This is a genomic window from Citrobacter sp. wls717 (assembly GCF_005280955.1).
Taxonomy (GTDB): Bacteria; Pseudomonadota; Gammaproteobacteria; order Enterobacterales; family Enterobacteriaceae; genus Citrobacter; species Citrobacter werkmanii.
In genome coordinates this window covers 1-18975 of record NZ_SZWW01000008.1, presented here as the reverse complement: position 1 = coordinate 18975, position 18975 = coordinate 1, and the positions used below count along the sequence as shown (strand labels likewise).

Below are 18975 nucleotides of genomic sequence, written 5' to 3'. Positions count from 1 at the left end.
AGCCAGCGCCAGATTGTGCTAACTCCGACGGGAGCAAATCCGTGAAAGATTTATTAAAGTTTCTGAAAGCGCAGACTAAAACCGAAGAGTTTGATGCGATCAAAATTGCTCTGGCCTCGCCAGACATGATCCGTTCATGGTCTTTCGGTGAAGTTAAGAAGCCGGAAACCATCAACTACCGTACGTTCAAACCTGAGCGTGACGGCCTTTTCTGCGCCCGTATCTTTGGGCCGGTAAAAGACTACGAGTGCCTGTGCGGTAAGTACAAGCGCCTGAAACATCGTGGTGTGATCTGTGAGAAGTGCGGCGTTGAAGTGACCCAGACCAAAGTACGCCGTGAGCGTATGGGCCACATCGAGCTGGCGTCTCCGACCGCGCATATCTGGTTCCTGAAATCGCTGCCGTCCCGTATCGGTCTGCTGCTTGATATGCCGCTGCGCGATATCGAACGCGTACTGTACTTCGAATCTTATGTCGTTATCGAAGGCGGTATGACCAACCTGGAACGTCAACAGATCCTGACTGAAGAGCAGTATCTGGACGCGCTGGAAGAGTTCGGTGACGAATTCGACGCGAAGATGGGTGCGGAAGCTATCCAGGCCCTGCTGAAGAGCATGGATCTGGAGCAAGAGTGTGAAACTCTGCGCGAAGAGCTGAACGAAACGAACTCCGAAACCAAGCGTAAGAAGCTGACCAAGCGTATCAAACTGCTGGAAGCCTTCGTACAGTCTGGCAACAAGCCAGAGTGGATGATCCTGACCGTTCTGCCGGTTCTGCCGCCAGATCTGCGTCCGCTGGTTCCGCTTGATGGCGGTCGTTTCGCAACGTCAGATCTGAACGATCTGTATCGTCGTGTGATCAACCGTAACAACCGTCTGAAGCGTCTGTTGGATCTGGCTGCGCCGGACATCATCGTACGCAACGAAAAACGTATGCTGCAGGAAGCGGTTGACGCCCTGCTGGATAACGGTCGTCGCGGTCGTGCGATCACCGGTTCTAACAAGCGTCCTCTGAAATCTTTGGCCGATATGATCAAAGGTAAACAGGGTCGTTTCCGTCAGAACCTGCTCGGTAAGCGTGTTGACTACTCCGGTCGTTCTGTAATCACCGTAGGTCCATACCTGCGTCTGCATCAGTGCGGTCTGCCGAAGAAAATGGCACTGGAACTGTTCAAACCGTTCATCTACGGCAAGCTGGAACTGCGTGGCCTCGCCACCACCATCAAAGCCGCTAAGAAAATGGTTGAGCGTGAAGAAGCTGTCGTTTGGGATATCCTGGACGAAGTTATCCGCGAACACCCGGTACTGTTGAACCGTGCACCAACCCTGCACCGTCTGGGTATCCAGGCATTTGAGCCGGTACTGATCGAAGGTAAAGCTATCCAGCTGCACCCGCTGGTTTGTGCGGCATATAACGCCGACTTCGATGGTGACCAGATGGCTGTTCACGTACCGCTGACGCTGGAAGCCCAGCTTGAAGCGCGTGCGCTGATGATGTCTACCAACAACATCCTGTCCCCGGCGAACGGCGAACCTATCATCGTTCCGTCTCAGGACGTTGTATTGGGTCTGTACTACATGACCCGTGACTGTGTTAACGCCAAAGGCGAAGGCATGGTGCTGACTGGCCCGAAAGAAGCTGAGCGTATCTATCGCGCTGGCCTGGCCTCTCTGCATGCGCGCGTTAAAGTGCGTATCACTGAATATGAAAAAGATGAAAACGGCGAATTCGTTGCGCACACCAGCCTGAAAGACACGACCATTGGTCGCGCCATTCTGTGGATGATCGTACCGAAAGGTCTGCCTTTCTCCATCGTCAACCAGGCGCTGGGTAAGAAAGCCATCTCCAAAATGCTGAACACCTGTTACCGCATTCTGGGCCTGAAGCCGACCGTTATCTTCGCTGACCAGACAATGTACACCGGCTTTGCTTATGCAGCGCGTTCAGGTGCATCTGTTGGTATTGATGACATGGTCATCCCGGAGAAGAAACACGAGATCATCTCTGAAGCGGAAGCTGAAGTTGCTGAGATCCAGGAGCAGTTCCAGTCTGGTCTGGTAACCGCAGGCGAACGCTATAACAAAGTTATCGATATCTGGGCTGCGGCGAACGATCGTGTATCCAAAGCGATGATGGATAACCTGCAGACTGAAACCGTTATTAACCGTGACGGCGTAGAAGAGCAGCAGGTTTCCTTCAACAGCATTTACATGATGGCCGACTCCGGTGCGCGTGGTTCAGCAGCACAGATTCGTCAGCTGGCTGGTATGCGTGGTCTGATGGCGAAGCCAGATGGCTCCATCATCGAAACGCCAATCACCGCGAACTTCCGTGAAGGTCTGAACGTACTCCAGTACTTCATCTCTACTCACGGTGCGCGTAAAGGTCTGGCGGATACCGCACTGAAAACAGCGAACTCCGGTTATCTGACGCGTCGTCTGGTTGACGTTGCGCAGGACCTGGTTGTTACTGAGGACGATTGCGGCACGCTGGAAGGCATCACCATGACCCCGGTTATCGAGGGTGGTGACGTTAAAGAGCCGCTGCGCGATCGCGTTCTGGGTCGTGTGACTGCTGAAGACGTTCTGAAGCCGGGTACCGCGGATATTCTGGTTCCACGTAACACGCTGCTGCACGAACAGTGGTGTGACCTGCTGGAAGAGAACTCCGTTGACTCCGTGAAAGTCCGTTCCGTTGTATCCTGTGACACCGACTTTGGTGTATGTGCGCACTGCTATGGTCGTGACCTGGCGCGTGGCCACATCATCAACAAAGGTGAAGCAATCGGCGTTATCGCGGCACAGTCCATCGGTGAACCGGGTACACAGCTGACGATGCGTACGTTCCACATCGGTGGTGCGGCATCTCGTGCGGCTGCTGAATCCAGCATCCAGGTGAAAAACAAAGGTAGCATCCGTCTGAGCAATGCGAAGTCGGTTGTTAACTCCAGCGGTAAACTGGTTATCACCTCACGTAACACCGAACTGAAACTGATCGACGAATTCGGTCGTACCAAAGAAAGCTATAAAGTGCCTTACGGCTCCGTTATGGCGAAAGGTGATGGCGAACAGGTTGCTGGCGGCGAAACCGTAGCGAACTGGGATCCGCACACCATGCCGGTTATCACCGAAGTGAGTGGTTTCGTCCGCTTCACTGACATGATCGACGGCCAGACCATTACTCGTCAGACCGACGAGCTGACCGGTCTGTCTTCTCTGGTCGTTCTGGATTCTGCAGAGCGTACGTCGGGTGGTAAAGACCTGCGTCCGGCACTGAAAATTGTTGATGCTCAGGGCAACGACGTTCTGATCCCAGGCACCGATATGCCTGCTCAGTACTTCCTGCCAGGTAAAGCGATTGTTCAGCTGGAAGATGGCGTACAGATCAGCTCTGGTGACACCCTGGCCCGTGTTCCGCAGGAATCCGGCGGTACCAAGGACATCACCGGTGGTCTGCCGCGCGTTGCGGACCTGTTCGAAGCACGTCGTCCGAAAGAGCCGGCAATCCTGGCTGAAATCAGCGGTATCATTTCCTTCGGTAAAGAAACCAAAGGGAAACGTCGCCTGGTTATCACCCCGGTAGACGGTAGCGAACCTTACGAAGAGATGATTCCGAAATGGCGTCAGCTCAACGTGTTCGAAGGTGAACGTGTAGAACGTGGTGACGTGGTTTCCGACGGTCCGGAAGCGCCGCACGACATCCTGCGTCTGCGTGGTGTGCATGCTGTAACTCGTTACATCGTTAACGAAGTTCAGGACGTATACCGTCTGCAGGGTGTTAAGATTAACGATAAACACATCGAAGTTATCGTTCGTCAGATGCTGCGTAAAGCCACCATCGAAAGCGCTGGTAGCTCCGACTTCCTGGAAGGCGAGCAGGTTGAATACTCCCGCGTCAAGATCGCTAACCGCGAGCTGGAAGCGAACGGCAAAGTGGGCGCAACCTTCTCCCGCGATCTGCTGGGTATCACCAAAGCGTCTCTGGCAACTGAGTCGTTCATCTCCGCGGCATCGTTCCAGGAGACCACTCGCGTGCTGACCGAAGCAGCCGTTGCGGGCAAACGCGACGAACTGCGCGGTCTGAAAGAGAACGTCATCGTGGGTCGTCTGATCCCGGCCGGTACCGGTTACGCGTACCACCAGGATCGTATGCGCCGTCGCGCAGCGGGCGAACTGCCAGCTGCTCCGCAGGTGACTGCTGAAGATGCGTCTGCCAGCCTGGCAGAACTGCTGAACGCAGGCCTGGGCGGTTCTGACAACGATTAATCGTTGCTGACCATAATAAAAAACCCGCTTCGGCGGGTTTTTTTATGTCTATGTTAGGCCTGATGGCGCTGCTCTTATACGGTCTGTGAGGTTACGAAGCCGCCATCCGGCAGTGTTATTAATTTACCGGCGGCAACCGCCGATAAAGCTCAATCATGTCGCCCGCCAAATCCTGAATCACCATCGCGTTCATCAGGTGATCCTGCGAATGGACTGTGATGAGATTAACCGGTAGCTTGCCGGTACCTTCGTCAATGCCGATTAGCTGGGTCTGGATTTTATGTGCCTGTTTGACGTACTCGCGTGATTCCACCATTGCTTGTTCCGCACCAGTAAAGTCACCTTTACGCGCCAGTTGTAGCGCTGTCAGGGCCTGACTGCGGGCGGCTCCGGCGTTGACCAATAATTCCATGATGATCGTTTCTAACTCTTCCATGTCATCACTCCAGTAGTTTCAGCGCTTTTTCCAGTACGGCATCACCTTTCATCATGCCGTAATCCATCATATCGATAACGGCGACTTTTTTGCCTAGCGGGTCGGCGAGCGCCTGCAGCTTGGCCTGCTCATATTTAACCTGTGGACCAAGCAACACGATATCTGCAGTGGCGATATTCTCTTCAAACTCAGCCACCGGGACAGCTTTGATCGTGACGTCGACACCTTTTTTCTGAGCGGCATCTTTCATCCTTTGTACCAGCATGCTGGTGGACATTCCGGCGGCACAGCATAAAACGATGTTTTTCATAAGCAGTCTCGCTCAACATGTGTGGGTTGATAATTATCGTGAGCCAGCTGTAGCAACAACTGCTTTGCAACGATTGTGTGCAAGGCATCACAAAGAAAACCACTTTTTCTGAAACCGGTTACAAAAAGAAGCAAAACTCAACGATCTGAACCGAGGCTGGCGGCTCTTTGGTACGCTTATCACATGCGGGAATATATAATTACTGGCAATAAAAACATGTTATAAAAAACAGTATTGACAGCGTTTTTTAAACCCGTATGTTAATGCTTAACAGCAGGGAAATAGTCGTTTGCTGTTAACGTAGTAAGTGTTAGTAAAGCTTTATTGGGGGTTGCGATAAAGGCCACGAAGTATTTTTTGTTTGGGGTAGTCGATGCTGAAAACGCTATTTTTTCACTTCGACAATGCTTTCAGGCCACGTAGTTGATTTATCTAATCGCAAAAAGTTAGTAAAGCGCGACGATGTAACGCCATGATTTAATAGTAAGTGTTTGTGATTTCTGTTTTTATGGTTATCGCAAGGGAAATAAGGCAACGCATCAAAGAGTATATGTCGCGAGGGGAAGTGTACTTGTTTAGGTCACCAGCCTTGAGTTTTATTATCAAGCCGGTGGAATGTGTTTAACGGTAAATAGAGGAAAGTTTTAGTTAGTATCAAAATCCAATATTATCTGTAGTAAACCTGTACATTTTAAAGTAGTACCATCAGCAGTACTAAATCGTTAAGTTTATTAATGTTAAATCTGAAGTTTGTAGTAACTTAAAGCCCTGACTGCACTAGTCGGGGCTTTTGTTTAATGCGATCGCTCCGGGCTTACGGCATCTGCGTAGCGCGCCCCAGATAGCTGTCCCAGTCTTTCCACACGGGCTGTAATCCCCGCGCCATGAGTGCTTCAGCAACGGCTTCAGGGCGACGGTCGTCGTGCGGGGAAAACTGCTCCAGCTCTGGATGGTTATCGGCATAACCGCCAGGCTGGGTTTTTGAGAAGGCGCTGACATTGTTGATCGCCAGTGGGATCACATGGTCACGAAACCAGGGTGATTCGCGGGTGGAGAGCGACAGCTCAATTTCTGGCGTCAGTAAACGAAACGCGCAAATGGTCTGGAGCAACTGTCGCTCGTCCATGATCGATGCGGGTTCAACGCCCCCGGTGCATGGGCGCAGACGAGGAAAGGAGATGGAGTAGCGGCTCTGCCAGTAATGCTGCTGCATCCACAGCAGATGTTCGGCGACCATATAACAATCCACCCGCCAGCTGTCAGACAAACCAATCAACGCGCCAAGACCGATTTTATCGATTCCAGCGCGGCCCAGCCTGTCCGGTGTTTCCAGCCGCCAGAAGAAATCCTGCTTTTTCCCCTTTAAATGATGATGGGCATAAGTCGCTTCATGATAGCTCTCCTGATACACCATCACCCCGTCCAGCCCCAGCCTCTTCAGCTCGGCATATTCCTCGGTTGCCAGCGGCTGCACTTCCATCTGTAACGAGGCGAACTGACGGCGAATGTCAGGTAAATGGCGGCGAAAGTAGTCCATGCCCACTTTACTCTGGTGTTCACCGGTGACCAGCAGCAGGTGTTCAAAACCTAACTCGCGGATGGCGGCGCACTCGCGGGCGATTTCTGCCTCGTCCAGCGTCTTACGTTTGATGCGGTTGCTCATAGAAAAACCGCAGTAGGTACAGTCATTGGCGCAGAGGTTTGAGAGATAAAGCGGCACGTAAAAACTGACGGTGTTGCCGAAGCGCTGGCGAGTCAGCCTTTGCGCCCGCTGCGCCAGCGGTTCAAGGTAATCGGCGGCGGCAGGGGAGAGCAGTGCCATCAGGTCGTCACGACTTAGCTGTGGAGCGTTAAGCGCACGTTCCACGTCAGCGGCGGTTTTACCGTTGATGCGCAGGCGAATGTCGTCCCACTCCAGTTGCCGCCAGCGGTCGGTGAAGGTTTTCATGCTAACGCCTCCAGAAAGCCGGTGAGCGGGCTGGTGGCGCTGGCCTGCGAACTTTTGCTTCCTGGCACAGCCTGCCGCGCCAGTAATCCGGCTTCCACCGCCAGACGAAAGGCGGTTGCCATCATCACCGGATCGTCCGCCACGGCAATCGCCGTGTTGACCAGCACCGCATCAGCGCCCATTTCCAGCGCCTGCGCCGCGTGGCTGGGCACGCCGATCCCGGCGTCGACCACCACCGGCACGGTGGCCTGCTGGATAATGATCTCCAGCATGGCTTTGGTTTCCAGCCCCTGATTAGAGCCGATAGGCGCGCCGAGCGGCATCACCGCCGCGCAGCCGACCTCTTCCAGCCGCTTGCACAAAACCGGATCCGCGCCGCAGTAGGGCAGCACGACAAACCCCTGCTTCACCAGCGCCTCGGCGGCTTTTAGCGTTTCGATTGGATCCGGCAGCAGCCAACGGGCGTCCGGGTGGATTTCTAATTTCAGCCAGTGGGTGCCCAGCGCTTCACGCGCCAGTTGGGCGGCGAAGATCGCCTCTTCGGCGGTTTTCGCCCCGGAGGTATTGGGTAGCAGCGTGACGCCCGCTTCAATTAGCGGCGCCAGAATCGCATCGTTGTGCTGGCGCAGGTCCACGCGCTTCATCGCCAGCGTCACCAACTGGCTGCCGGAAGCGCGAATCGCCTCGACCATCAGCTGCGAAGAGGCAAACTTCCCGGTACCGGTGAACAGATGTGAATCAAACGTTTTGTCGGCAATACGTAACATCTCAACCCCCTGCAATAACCTGAAAAAGCAGGATCTGGTCGCCTTCCTGCACGATTTGCTGTTCCCACTGCTCGCGCGGCAGGATCTGCTGATTGAGCGCCAACGCCGCGCCCGGTTTGAGCTGGTTGAGCTGGATAAGCAGCCCGCTGACGGTTTGCCCTGCGGCGCACTGCATCGGCTCATCATTGAATTGAATTTGCATGCTGCCCTCCGCATACCGGACAGCCGCTGGCGCGACGCAGCGCGAGGCTGCGCCACTGGCTGGTTTTGCCGTCAAACAGACGTAGCTCCCCGCCCGGCGTCTCAATACCGCTAAGTAATTTAATCGCCTCCAGCGCCTGCAAGGTACCCATCACGCCAACCACCGGGCCGAGCACGCCAGCGGTGCGGCAGTTGCGTTCCGGCTCTACATCATCCGGCCACAGGCAGCGGTAACACCCTTGTTCCCACGGCGGCGTGAGCACCATCAACTGACCGCCAAAGCCGACAGCGCTGGCGGTGATGAGTGGGATATTGAGCGCTACGCACGCGGCGTTGATTTCCTGGCGCGTGGCCATGTTATCGGTACAGTCGAGCACTACATCGGCCCGCGCGACCGTATGCCGGAGCGCATCGCCTTTAAGTCGCTGCTGGAGTGATACCAGTTCGATATCCGGGTTGAGCCGTGTCAGGCGCTGCCGGGCAACCTGAGATTTTGAACCTGCGATATCATCGGTGGTAAATAGAATCTGGCGCTGCAAATTGCTCAGATGAATGTCGTCATCGTCTACCAGCGTCAGTTTGCCGATGCCTGCTCCCGCCAGATACAGCGCGGCAGGTGAACCTAACCCGCCTAAACCCACGATCAGCACATGACTCGCGAGTAGCTTTTGCTGGCCTTCAATGGCGATATCGCCGAGCAGGATTTGCCGGCTGTAGCGCATAAAATCGCGGTCATTCATCGCCAACTCCCGCAATATCCAGTAACTGCGCGGTAGCGGCGCGCCAGTCGGCTGCCTGAGTAATAGCGCTAACCACGGCAATACTGCCGACGCCAGTCGCCAGCACCGACGGGGCGCGTTCAAGGCTGATGCCGCCAATTGCCACGGTCGGATAATTTGCCAAGCGCGCAATATGGCTTGCCAGCTGCGCCAGCCCCTGCGGGGCGGAAGGCATCTGCTTGGTTTGCGTCGGGAAGACGTGGCCGAGCGCGATATAAGAAGGCTTAGCGGCGAGTGCGACGTTAATCTCCATATCATCGTGAGTGGATACACCCAGGCGTAAGCCCGCCGCCTGAATGGCCTGCAGGTCGGTGGTTTCGAGGTCTTCCTGGCCCAGATGCACGCCGTAGGCGTTGTGCTTAATCGCCAGCCGCCAGTAATCGTTAATAAACAGGCGGGCATCATAACGACGCCCCAGTGCGATGGCGGCGATAACGTCGGCTTCCACCTCTTCATCGCGTTTATCTTTGATACGCAACTGAATGGTGCGCACGCCCGCCTCCAGCAGACGTTCAATCCATTCAACGCTGTCTACCACCGGGTAAAGCCCGAGGCGGAACGGGACGGTTGGGAAATCAGGCTGATACATCAGGCTTCCTCCCGTTTGAGATAAATTTCGCCGCCTTTGGCGCGGAAGTTTTCCGACATATCCGCCATCCCCACTTCAATGGTTTGCGCGGCGGCGTAATCACGCACTTCCTGGCTGATTTTCATCGAGCAGAATTTCGGCCCGCACATGGAACAGAAGTGGGCGACCTTGCCGGATTCTTGTGGCAGGGTTTCATCGTGATAAGCGCGGGCGGTGAACGGGTCGAGCGCGAGGTTAAACTGATCTTCCCAGCGGAATTCAAAGCGCGCTTTCGACATGGCGTTATCGCGGATCTGCGCGCCCGGATGTCCTTTGGCTAAATCCGCGGCGTGGGCGGCGATTTTGTAGGTGATCAGCCCCTGCTTCACATCTTCTTTGTTCGGCAGGCCGAGGTGCTCTTTCGGCGTCACGTAACACAGCATCGCACAGCCGAACCAGCCGATCATTGCGGCGCCAATGCCGGAGGTGAAGTGGTCATAGCCCGGCGCGATATCGGTGGTCAACGGCCCTAAGGTGTAAAACGGCGCTTCGTGGCAGCTCTCCAGCTCTTCGGTCATGTTGCGCTGAATCATATGCATCGGCACGTGGCCGGGGCCTTCAATCATCACCTGCACGTCGTATTCCCAGGCGATTTTGGTCAGTTCACCCAGCGTATGCAGCTCGGAGAACTGCGCTTCGTCGTTGGCGTCCTGGATGGAGCCGGGACGCAGGCCGTCGCCCAGCGACAGGGAAACGTCGTAGGCGGCGCAGATTTCGCAAATCTCGCGGAAATGTTCGAACAGGAAGTTCTCTTTGTGGTGGGAGAGACACCATTTCGCCATAATTGAACCGCCGCGCGAGACAATACCGGTCAGGCGTTTGGCGGTCATTGGCACGTAGCGCAGCAATACGCCCGCATGGATGGTGAAGTAGTCGACGCCTTGTTCGGCCTGCTCCAGCAGCGTGTCGCGGAACGCTTCCCAGGTGAGATCTTCGGCGATCCCGTTGACCTTCTCCAGCGCCTGATAGATCGGCACGGTGCCGATCGGTACCGGGCTGTTACGCAGGATCCACTCGCGGGTTTCATGAATATAGCGGCCGGTGGAGAGGTCCATTACCGTGTCCGCGCCCCAGCGGGTCGACCAGACCAGTTTTTCCACCTCTTCTTCGATGGAGGAGGTGACCGCCGAGTTACCGATGTTGGCATTCACTTTGACCAGGAAGTTGCGGCCAATGATCATCGGCTCCGATTCCGGGTGGTTGATGTTGGCGGGGATAATCGCGCGGCCCGCAGCCACTTCATCACGCACGAATTCCGGGGTAATGTTTTCCGGCAGGCGTGCGCCGAAGCTCATCCCCGGATGCTGGTGGCGCAGCACTTCACTGCGAATGCGCTCGCGGCCCATATTTTCACGGATGGCGATAAACTCCATTTCGGGAGTGACGATCCCCTGGCGGGCGTAATGCAACTGGGTGACGCGCTTGCCTGCTTTGGCGCGTTTCGGCGTCAGCAGGCCGGTAAAACGCAGATCGTCCAGACCATCGTCGGCCAGACGTTCTTTGGTGTAAGCCGAGCTACGGTCGTCTAATTCTTCGCTATCATTGCGTGCGTCAATCCACGGCTGGCGCAGTTTCGCCAGACCCTGCTGGACGTTAATCGCCACCTCAGGATCGCCATACGGGCCGGAGGTGTCGTACACCGGTACGGCTTCGTTCGCCTCAAACTGCGGGTTATCTTTACTGCCGCCAATCAGCGTTGGGCTGAGCTGAATTTCGCGCATCGGGATGCGGATATCCGGCTGCGAACCGGTGATATAGATGCGTCTGGACTCAGGAAAGGCGGTACCTTCCAGGGTATTGATAAAGTGTTGGGCCTGGGCGCGCTGTTCGCGGCGTGATGGTTTAGTAGTGGCAGACATAGCTCATTCCAAAAAAGTAAGGACGTGGCTTGTCAGACGACGGATGAAGCAAGAGAGACGATCGCCCAAGGCGATACGGCTGTAGATTGACTCTTGTTCCCTTCGCAGGTTTTAACCTGATCAGGTTCCGCGGATCCCGAATTAACGGTCTCAGCCTTTTCCACGTCATCCTTCGCGCTGCCTCTTTGTTGGCTTCGTCCGCTCACTCCGGTCACTTACTTAGGTAAGCTCCTGGAGATTCACTGACTTGCCGCCTTGACGCATCACGAATGCTTTTGTGGAAAATAAGCACTCCGACAAGAAGTAACCTCTATCTTAGAGGTAATGAATGTAAACTACGCGTTAATGCGGAAAATCTCAAGCCGGGCGTTTGAATTCGCTAAGCGTTTTAAAGGCCAGCATGATGAGCTGATCTTCCAGCCGGAAACGAGCCTCCAGCGCTTCGCCAATATCGGAAAGCGCCTGCTGGAGCTGGTGAACGTTATCCTCATCGATGGCGTTTTCCAGCGTTGAGTCATAGTAATCCATTATCAGTTGGGTATTGGCATCCAGCTGCGGCCAGATTTTGCTGGCGTTTAAAAGCGGACTCTCACCTTCCATTTTATGGATAATGCGTTCATAAATACTGAAGTGACCGGCAGACAGATAGTCGACCAGACGCTGGCAAAAATTATCGAGCGCTTTCTCATTGAGGCGCATAAACGACTCTTTGCCCGGTTTCAGGCCAACCAGATCGTAGTAAGCCACGAGCAGGTGCTTACGAATATTCAGCCAACGGTCGACCAGTTTATGATGCCCATGGACACGCTCTTTCAGGTGTTCTAACTGGTTTAACATACGTTGACCCTCGTATCGATAAGTTTAAAATCTGCTCATGTCAATCTTGTAAAAATAATGTTAATAACATGCCTGTGAAGCAAAGGTAGCGCAAGAGATATGGATCGAATAATTGAAAAATGGGATCGCGGCTGGTGGATTGTGAGCCACGAACAAAAATTATGGTTGCCTGCTGGGGAATTACCCTATGGCGAGGCGATAAATTTCGATCTTGCGGGCCAGCGCGCACTTCAGATAGGTGAGTGGGAAGGCGATCCGGTCTGGCTGGTGCAGCAGCCGCGTCGCCACGACATGGGTTCGGTGCGCCAGGTTATCGACCAGGATGTAGGCCTGTTTCAGTTGGCGGGGCGCGGCGTACAGCTGGCCGAGTTCTACCGCTCGCATAAATTCTGCGGCTACTGCGGGCACACGATGCACCCGAGCAAAACCGAATGGGCGATGCTGTGTAGCCATTGCCGCGAACGCTATTATCCGCAAATCGCTCCCTGCATTATCGTCGCCATTCGCCGCGATGATTCGATCCTCCTTGCCCAGCATGTTCGCCATCGTAACGGTGTGCATACCGTGCTGGCCGGTTTTGTCGAAGTAGGCGAAACCCTGGAGCAGGCCGTGGCGCGCGAAGTCATGGAGGAAAGCGGGATCAAGGTGAAAAATCTGCGCTACGTGACCTCGCAGCCGTGGCCGTTCCCGCAATCGCTGATGACGGCGTTTATGGCAGAGTACGACAGCGGCGACATCGTCATCGACCCGAAAGAGCTACTCAATGCCAACTGGTATCGCTACGACGATTTACCACTCTTACCCCCGCCTGGCACCGTCGCGCGTCGTTTGATCGAAGATACGGTGGCAATGTGTCGGGCCGAGTACGAGTAAAGAACGAGTGGTGATACACTGTGGGACTGACGCAATAAGGAACTGCAAAAAATGACCGAACTGAAGAACGATCGTTATCTGCGTGCGCTGCTGCGCCAGCCCGTTGATGTCACCCCGGTATGGATGATGCGCCAGGCGGGCCGCTATCTACCGGAATATAAAGCCACGCGCGCCGAGGCGGGCGATTTTATGGCGCTGTGCAAAAACGCCGAGCTGGCCTGCGAAGTGACGCTGCAGCCGCTGCGTCGCTACAAGCTCGATGCGGCGATCCTCTTCTCGGATATTTTGACTATTCCGGATGCAATGGGGCTTGGGCTGTACTTTGAGGCCGGGGAAGGCCCGCGCTTCACCTCACCGATTACCAGCAAGGCCGACGTTGAAAAACTGCCGATTCCGGACCCGGAAGGCGAGCTGGGCTACGTGATGAACGCGGTGCGCACCATCCGCCGTGAGCTGAAGGGCGAGGTGCCGCTGATAGGTTTCTCCGGCAGCCCGTGGACGCTGGCGACCTACATGGTGGAAGGCGGCAGCAGTAAAGCCTTCACCGTGATTAAAAAGATGATGTATGCCGACCCTAAAGCGCTGCATCTGCTGCTCGATAAGCTGGCGCAGAGCGTCACGCTGTACCTGAACGCGCAGATTAAAGCGGGCGCGCAATCGGTAATGATTTTTGACACCTGGGGTGGCGTGCTGACCGGGCGCGACTATCAGCAGTTCTCGTTGTACTACATGCATAAAATCGTTGATGGTCTGCTGCGTGAAAACGAAGGCCGTCGCGTACCGGTGACGCTGTTTACCAAAGGCGGCGGTCAGTGGCTGGAAGCGATGGCGGAAACCGGCTGTGATGCGTTAGGTCTCGACTGGACGACAGATATCGCCGATGCGCGTCGTCGCGTTGGCCATAAAGTGGCGCTGCAGGGCAATATGGATCCATCCATGCTGTATGCGCCGCCGGCACGGATCGAAGACGAGGTAGCGACTATACTTGCAGGTTTCGGCCAGGGTGAAGGCCACGTCTTCAACCTCGGTCACGGCATCCATCAGGATGTACCGCCGGAACATGCAGGGGTGTTTGTGGAGGCGGTGCATCGGCTGTCCGAACAATACCACCGCTAAGGAGTCATTATGGATCTCGCGTCGCTACGCGCTCAGCAGCTTGAACTGGCCTCTTCAGTGATCCGCGAGGATCGCCTCGACAAGGATCCGCCGGATCTGATCGGGGGAGCGGATGTCGGGTTTGAGCAGGGTGGCGAAGTGACGCGGGCCGCGATGGTTCTGCTGAAGTATCCCTCTCTGGAACTGGTTGAATACACGGTGGCGCGGGTCGCCACCACCATGCCGTATATTCCCGGCTTTCTCTCCTTTCGTGAAACCCCCGCGCTGATGGCCGCCTGGCAACAGCTGTCGCAAAAACCGGATCTGCTGTTCGTCGACGGGCATGGTATTTCCCACCCACGTCGCCTGGGGGTCGCCAGCCATTTTGGTCTGCTGGTAGATGTCCCGACCATTGGCGTGGCGAAAAAACGTCTGTGCGGCAAGTTTGAGCCGCTCTCTGCAGAACCCGGTGCGCTCGCGCCGCTGCTGGATAAAGGCGAACAGCTGGCATGGGTCTGGCGCAGCAAAGCGCGCTGTAATCCGTTGTTTATCTCTACGGGTCACCGCGTGGGCATGGACAACGCGCTGGCGTGGGTGCAGCGCTGTATGAACGGTTATCGTTTGCCGGAACCGACCCGCTGGGCGGATGCGGTGGCATCAGAACGTCCGTCTTTTACGCGGCTTGCAGCAAAAACGCCCCATATCGGGTAAACTGCGGCTAATTTCCGTATTTGAGAACTCATCATGTTACAAAACCCGATTCACCTGCGTCTGGAGAAGCTGGAAAGCTGGCAGCACGTCACGTTTATGGCCTGCCTCTGTGAGCGCATGTACCCAAACTACGCCATGTTCTGCAAGCAAACTGAATTTGGCGATGGGCAGATTTATCGCCGAATTTTAGATTTAATTTGGGAAACGCTGACGGTAAAAGACGCGAAAATCAATTTCGACAGCCAGTTGGAAAAGTTTGAAGAGGCCATTCCTTCTGCGGATGATTACGATCTGTACGGCGTTTACCCGGCGATTGATGCCTGCGTGGCATTAAGCGAACTGATGCATTCTCGTCTTAGCGGTGAAACGCTGGAGCATGCGATTGAGGTCAGCAAGGCATCGATTACGACGGTTGCGATGCTGGAAATGACCCAGGCTGGTCGCGAAATGACCGATGAAGAGCTGAAAGAGAACCCTGCCGTTGAGCAAGAATGGGATATTCAGTGGGAAATTTTCCGACTTTTAGCCGACTGTGAAGAACGCGATATTGAGCTGATAAAAGGGCTTCGTGCAGACCTGCGCGAGGCTGGTGAGAGCAATATTGGTATAAATTTTCAGCAATGACACCATAAAACGTGATTTAACGCCTGATTTGTCGTGCCTGAAGGCTTCCCATCCGCCCCCGGTCTGGTCTACATTTGGGGGGCGAAAAAAAGTGGCTATCGGTGCGTGTATGCAGGAGAGTGCTTTTCTGGCATTTCCGTCGCACTCGATGCTTAGCAAGCGATAAACACATTGTAAGGATAACTTATGAACAAGACTCAACTGATTGATGTAATTGCAGACAAAGCAGAACTGTCTAAAACACAGGCTAAAGCTGCTCTGGAATCCACTCTGGCTGCTATTACTGAGTCTCTGAAAGAAGGCGATGCTGTACAACTGGTTGGTTTCGGTACCTTCAAAGTGAACCACCGTGCTGAGCGCACTGGCCGCAACCCGCAGACCGGTAAAGAAATCAAAATCGCCGCAGCTAACGTACCGGCATTTGTTTCTGGTAAAACGCTGCTGGCGAAAATGTCGCGTTAGCGCTGTTCGCGTTCGATGGCGCGCCAGCCGATGTCGTTACGGCTGAAGCTACCGTTCCAGCGGATGTCGGCCATCAGGGCGTAAGCGCGTTTCTGCGCTTCGGCGACGGTGTGGCCCAGCGCGGTGGCGCACAGTACACGGCCGCCGCTGGTCACCACGCGGTCGTCATCGGCGAGTTTGGTGCCCGCGTGGAAAACCTTACCGTCAGCCACTTCTTCCAGCGGCAGACCGTGGATCTCGTCGCCGGTGCTGTAGCTACCCGGATAACCGCCCGCGGCGATCACCACGCCTAATGAAGCGCGTTCGTCCCACTCGGAGGTTTTCTCATCCAGCTTGCCGTCGCAGGCGGCCAGGCACAGATCCACCAGATCCGACTTCATGCGCAGCATGATCGGCTGGGTTTCCGGATCGCCAAAGCGACAGTTGAACTCGATTACCTTCGGGTTGCCCTGCTTGTCGATCATCAGGCCCGCATACAGGAAGCCGGTGTAGGTATTCCCTTCCGCCGCCATGCCTTTCACGGTTGGCCAGATGATGCGTTCCATGGTGCGCTGGTGCACTTCATCAGTGACTACCGGCGCCGGGGAGTAAGCCCCCATCCCGCCGGTGTTCGGGCCGGTATCTCCGTTGCCCACGCGTTTGTGGTCCTGGCTGGTGGCCATCGGCAGCACGTGTTCGCCGTCGACCATCACGATAAAGCTCGCTTCTTCACCGTCGAGGAACTCTTCAATCACGATGCGGTGGCCTGCATCGCCAAAGGCGTTACCCGCCAGCATGTCCTGCACGGCGGCTTCCGCTTCTTCGAGCGTCATCGCGACGATAACGCCTTTACCGGCGGCCAGACCGTCGGCTTTGATGACGATCGGAGCGCCTTTCTCGCGCAGGTAAGCCAGCGCAGGCTCAACCTCGGTAAAGTTCTGGTACTCCGCCGTCGGGATGTGATGACGGGCGAGGAAATCTTTGGTGAAGGCTTTGGAGCCTTCCAACTGTGCGGCGCCTTCGGTTGGGCCGAAGATCTTCAGACCTGCGGCGCGAAACGCATCGACCACGCCAATCACCAGCGGTGCTTCCGGGCCAACGATGGTCAGGTCAATCTTCTCGTTCTGGGCAAAGCTCAGCAGCGCCGGGATATCGGTTACGCCGATAGCCACGTTTTGCAGCGCGGGTTCCAGCGCGGTGCCCGCGTTGCCCGGTGCGACAAAAACGGTATCAACCAGCGGCGACTGCGCCGCTTTCCACGCCAGCGCGTGCTCGCGCCCGCCGTTGCCAATCACTAATACTTTCATCGTCTGCTCCGTGGATTAATGGCGGAAGTGGCGCATGTCGGTAAAGATCATCGCGATACCGTGTTCATCGGCAGCGGCAATGACTTCATCATCACGGATAGAACCGCCAGGCTGGATAACGCAGCTCACGCCCACGGCGGCAGCGGCATCGATACCATCGCGGAACGGGAAGAAGGCGTCGGAGGCCATCGCGGAGCCTTTCACTTCCAGACCTTCGTCAGCCGCTTTAATCCCGGCGATTTTCGCAGAGTAGACACGGCTCATCTGGCCTGCGCCTATGCCGATGGTCATGTTCTCTTTGGCGTAGACAATAGCGTTGGACTTCACAAACTTGGCTACCTTCCAGCAGAACAGCGCGTCACGCAGCTCTTGCTCGGTCGGCTGGCGTTTAGACACCACGCGCAGTTCGCCTTCGCCTACCATACCCAGGTCGCGGTCCTGAACCAGCAGGCCACCGTTAACGCGTTTGAAGTCCAGACCCGGCACACGCTGTGCCCACTGGCCGCAGATCAGGACGCGAACGTTCTGTTTAGCGGCAGTGATCTTCAACGCTTCTTCGGTCGCGGACGGGGCGATGATCACTTCCACGAACTGGCGGGAGATAATCGCCTGCGCGGTTTCGGCATCCAGCTCGCGGTTGAAGGCGATGATGCCGCCGAACGCGGAGGTTGGGTCGGTTTTATACGCACGGTCATAAGCATCGAGAATTGAGGTGCTTACCGCCACGCCGCACGGGTTGGCGTGCTTGACGATCACGCAGGCCGGCTCGTTGAACTCTTTCACGCACTCCAGCGCTGCGTCGGTATCAGCGATGTTGTTATAAGAGAGGGCTTTGCCCTGCACCTGTTGTGCAGTGGCAACGGATGCTTCTTTCACATTCTCTTCTATATAGAAGGCAGCCTGCTGGTGGCTGTTCTCGCCGTAGCGCATATCCTGCTTCTTAATGAAGTTCAGGTTCAGCGTACGCGGGAAGCGACCGGCGGCTTCTTTGCTTTCACCGTGGTAGGCCGGAACCATGCTGCCGAAGTAGTTGGCAATCATGCTGTCGTAGGCGGCGGTGTGTTCGAAAGCTTTAATCGCGAGATCGAAACGGGTGTCGAGGGTCAGAGAACCTTCATTAGCATCCATCTCTTTAATAATGGCGTCGTAGTCACTGCTCTTCACCACGATGGCGACGTCTTTATGGTTCTTGGCAGCAGAGCGCACCATGGTCGGGCCGCCGATATCAATGTTCTCTACCGCATCTTCCAGCGAGCAGCCTTCACGGGCTACGGTTTCGGCGAAGGGGTACAGGTTAACGACCACCATATCGATAGGGGCGATGTGATGCTGTTCCATGATCGCATCGTCCTGGCCGCGACGGCCGAGGATGCCGCCGTGTACTTTTGGATGCAGGGTCTTCACGCGTCCATCCATCATTTCCGGGAAACCGGTGTAATCGGAAACTTCGGTCACTGCCAGGCCTTTTTCTGCTAACAGGCGGGCGGTACCCCCCGTAGACAGCAGCTCCACACCGCGTGCGGAAAGTGCCTGAGCGAATTCGATGATACCGGCTTTGTCAGAAACACTGAGCAGAGCGCGGCGGACTGGACGACGTTGTTGCATGGTAAATCCCCTGGATTTGACTATTACAGAGAGCGTTAGGTGAATTCTTGGCTAAAAACTCAGCTAACGCCCCTCACGGGGCATCCTTGTTGTGCGGTGGCATTGTAACGAAAACGTTTGCGCAACGCTCGCGAATTTTTCTCTTTCCTTTAATTCGACTATTTCAGCTGTATAGATGAGGGATGAATCGAAGTGATGATCGCAAGAGAACCTTATTTTTGTGGATAACTCTGTGTGTAAATGGGTATAAGGCGGGGTTCTGCTGTGGAATGCAGCAGTCAGTCATTTT

The 18975-nt window shown here is 55.5% G+C and carries 17 protein-coding genes and 1 riboswitch; of the genes, 6 read left to right on the top strand and 11 right to left on the bottom strand.

What is annotated here, in order from left to right:
• Positions 1 to 41 precede the first annotated feature (41 nt).
• Positions 42 to 4265 carry a DNA-directed RNA polymerase subunit beta' gene (gene rpoC, locus FDX09_RS07820; protein WP_038636118.1) on the top strand — a complete coding sequence of 1408 codons (4224 nt, stop codon included), beginning with the start codon at positions 42 to 44 and terminating at the stop codon, positions 4263 to 4265.
• A gap of 118 nt (positions 4266 to 4383) precedes the next feature.
• Here rpoC and FDX09_RS07815 read toward each other — a convergent pair whose 3' ends face one another.
• From FDX09_RS07815 to FDX09_RS07775, 9 genes are all read right to left on the bottom strand, one after another.
• Positions 4384 to 4701 carry a PTS lactose/cellobiose transporter subunit IIA gene (locus FDX09_RS07815; protein ID WP_038636121.1) on the bottom strand — a complete coding sequence of 106 codons (318 nt, stop codon included), beginning with the start codon at positions 4699 to 4701 and terminating at the stop codon, positions 4384 to 4386.
• A gap of 4 nt (positions 4702 to 4705) precedes the next feature.
• Entirely contained in the window at positions 4706 to 5011 is a 306-nt protein-coding gene (locus FDX09_RS07810; RefSeq protein WP_038636123.1) for a PTS sugar transporter subunit IIB, read from the bottom strand.
• A gap of 814 nt (positions 5012 to 5825) precedes the next feature.
• Entirely contained in the window at positions 5826 to 6959 is a 1134-nt protein-coding gene (gene thiH / locus FDX09_RS07805; RefSeq protein ID WP_085049793.1) for a 2-iminoacetate synthase ThiH, read from the bottom strand.
• Positions 6956 to 7726, bottom strand: a complete 771-nt coding sequence (thiG, locus tag FDX09_RS07800) for a thiazole synthase (RefSeq protein WP_045344040.1) — start codon at positions 7724 to 7726, stop codon at positions 6956 to 6958. The genes thiH and thiG overlap by 4 nt, the downstream gene beginning before the upstream one ends.
• 1 nt (position 7727) lies before the next feature.
• Complete coding sequence (thiS, locus tag FDX09_RS07795) at positions 7728 to 7928, bottom strand: sulfur carrier protein ThiS (RefSeq protein WP_001166833.1); 201 nt, start codon at positions 7926 to 7928, stop codon at positions 7728 to 7730.
• A complete protein-coding gene (locus FDX09_RS07790) occupies positions 7909 to 8667 on the bottom strand; it encodes a HesA/MoeB/ThiF family protein (RefSeq protein WP_065358218.1) in 759 nt (252 codons plus the stop codon). Before FDX09_RS07790 ends, thiS begins: the two co-directional genes overlap by 20 nt.
• On the bottom strand, positions 8660 to 9295 hold the full coding sequence (gene thiE / locus FDX09_RS07785; protein ID WP_137347019.1) for a thiamine phosphate synthase: 636 nt from the start codon (positions 9293 to 9295) through the stop codon (positions 8660 to 8662). Before thiE ends, FDX09_RS07790 begins: the two co-directional genes overlap by 8 nt.
• On the bottom strand, positions 9295 to 11193 hold the full coding sequence (gene thiC / locus FDX09_RS07780; RefSeq protein WP_137347018.1) for a phosphomethylpyrimidine synthase ThiC: 1899 nt from the start codon (positions 11191 to 11193) through the stop codon (positions 9295 to 9297). Before thiC ends, thiE begins: the two co-directional genes overlap by 1 nt.
• A gap of 80 nt (positions 11194 to 11273) precedes the next feature.
• Positions 11274 to 11499: riboswitch (TPP riboswitch) on the bottom strand.
• A gap of 51 nt (positions 11500 to 11550) precedes the next feature.
• On the bottom strand, positions 11551 to 12030 hold the full coding sequence (locus tag FDX09_RS07775; RefSeq protein WP_032940921.1) for an Rsd/AlgQ family anti-sigma factor: 480 nt from the start codon (positions 12028 to 12030) through the stop codon (positions 11551 to 11553).
• Between the two features lie 99 nt (positions 12031 to 12129).
• Here FDX09_RS07775 and nudC point away from each other — a divergent pair, with 99 nt between their 5' ends.
• The 5 genes from nudC to hupA all read left to right on the top strand — a co-directional run bounded on the left by nudC (position 12130) and on the right by hupA (position 15795).
• Positions 12130 to 12903 (top strand): NAD(+) diphosphatase, encoded by a 774-nt coding sequence (gene nudC / locus FDX09_RS07770; protein ID WP_038636141.1) that lies wholly within the window; start codon positions 12130 to 12132, stop codon positions 12901 to 12903.
• A 51-nt stretch (positions 12904 to 12954) separates the two neighbouring features.
• Positions 12955 to 14019 (top strand): uroporphyrinogen decarboxylase, encoded by a 1065-nt coding sequence (hemE, locus tag FDX09_RS07765; RefSeq protein WP_042314226.1) that lies wholly within the window; start codon positions 12955 to 12957, stop codon positions 14017 to 14019.
• A gap of 9 nt (positions 14020 to 14028) precedes the next feature.
• Positions 14029 to 14709, top strand: coding sequence for a deoxyribonuclease V (gene nfi / locus FDX09_RS07760; RefSeq protein WP_038636148.1), 681 nt, complete (start codon positions 14029 to 14031; stop codon positions 14707 to 14709).
• A gap of 33 nt (positions 14710 to 14742) precedes the next feature.
• On the top strand, positions 14743 to 15333 hold the full coding sequence (locus FDX09_RS07755; protein WP_042314221.1) for a YjaG family protein: 591 nt from the start codon (positions 14743 to 14745) through the stop codon (positions 15331 to 15333).
• A 186-nt stretch (positions 15334 to 15519) separates the two neighbouring features.
• Positions 15520 to 15795, top strand: coding sequence for a nucleoid-associated protein HU-alpha (gene hupA / locus FDX09_RS07750; RefSeq protein WP_137347017.1), 276 nt, complete (start codon positions 15520 to 15522; stop codon positions 15793 to 15795).
• Here the strand turns inward: hupA and purD are convergent.
• Entirely contained in the window at positions 15792 to 17081 is a 1290-nt protein-coding gene (gene purD / locus FDX09_RS07745) for a phosphoribosylamine--glycine ligase (RefSeq protein WP_121529810.1), read from the bottom strand. The genes hupA and purD overlap by 4 nt on opposite strands.
• A 15-nt stretch (positions 17082 to 17096) precedes the next feature.
• Positions 17097 to 18686 carry a bifunctional phosphoribosylaminoimidazolecarboxamide formyltransferase/IMP cyclohydrolase gene (gene purH / locus FDX09_RS07740; protein ID WP_085049786.1) on the bottom strand — a complete coding sequence of 530 codons (1590 nt, stop codon included), beginning with the start codon at positions 18684 to 18686 and terminating at the stop codon, positions 17097 to 17099.
• Positions 18687 to 18975 lie beyond the last annotated feature (289 nt).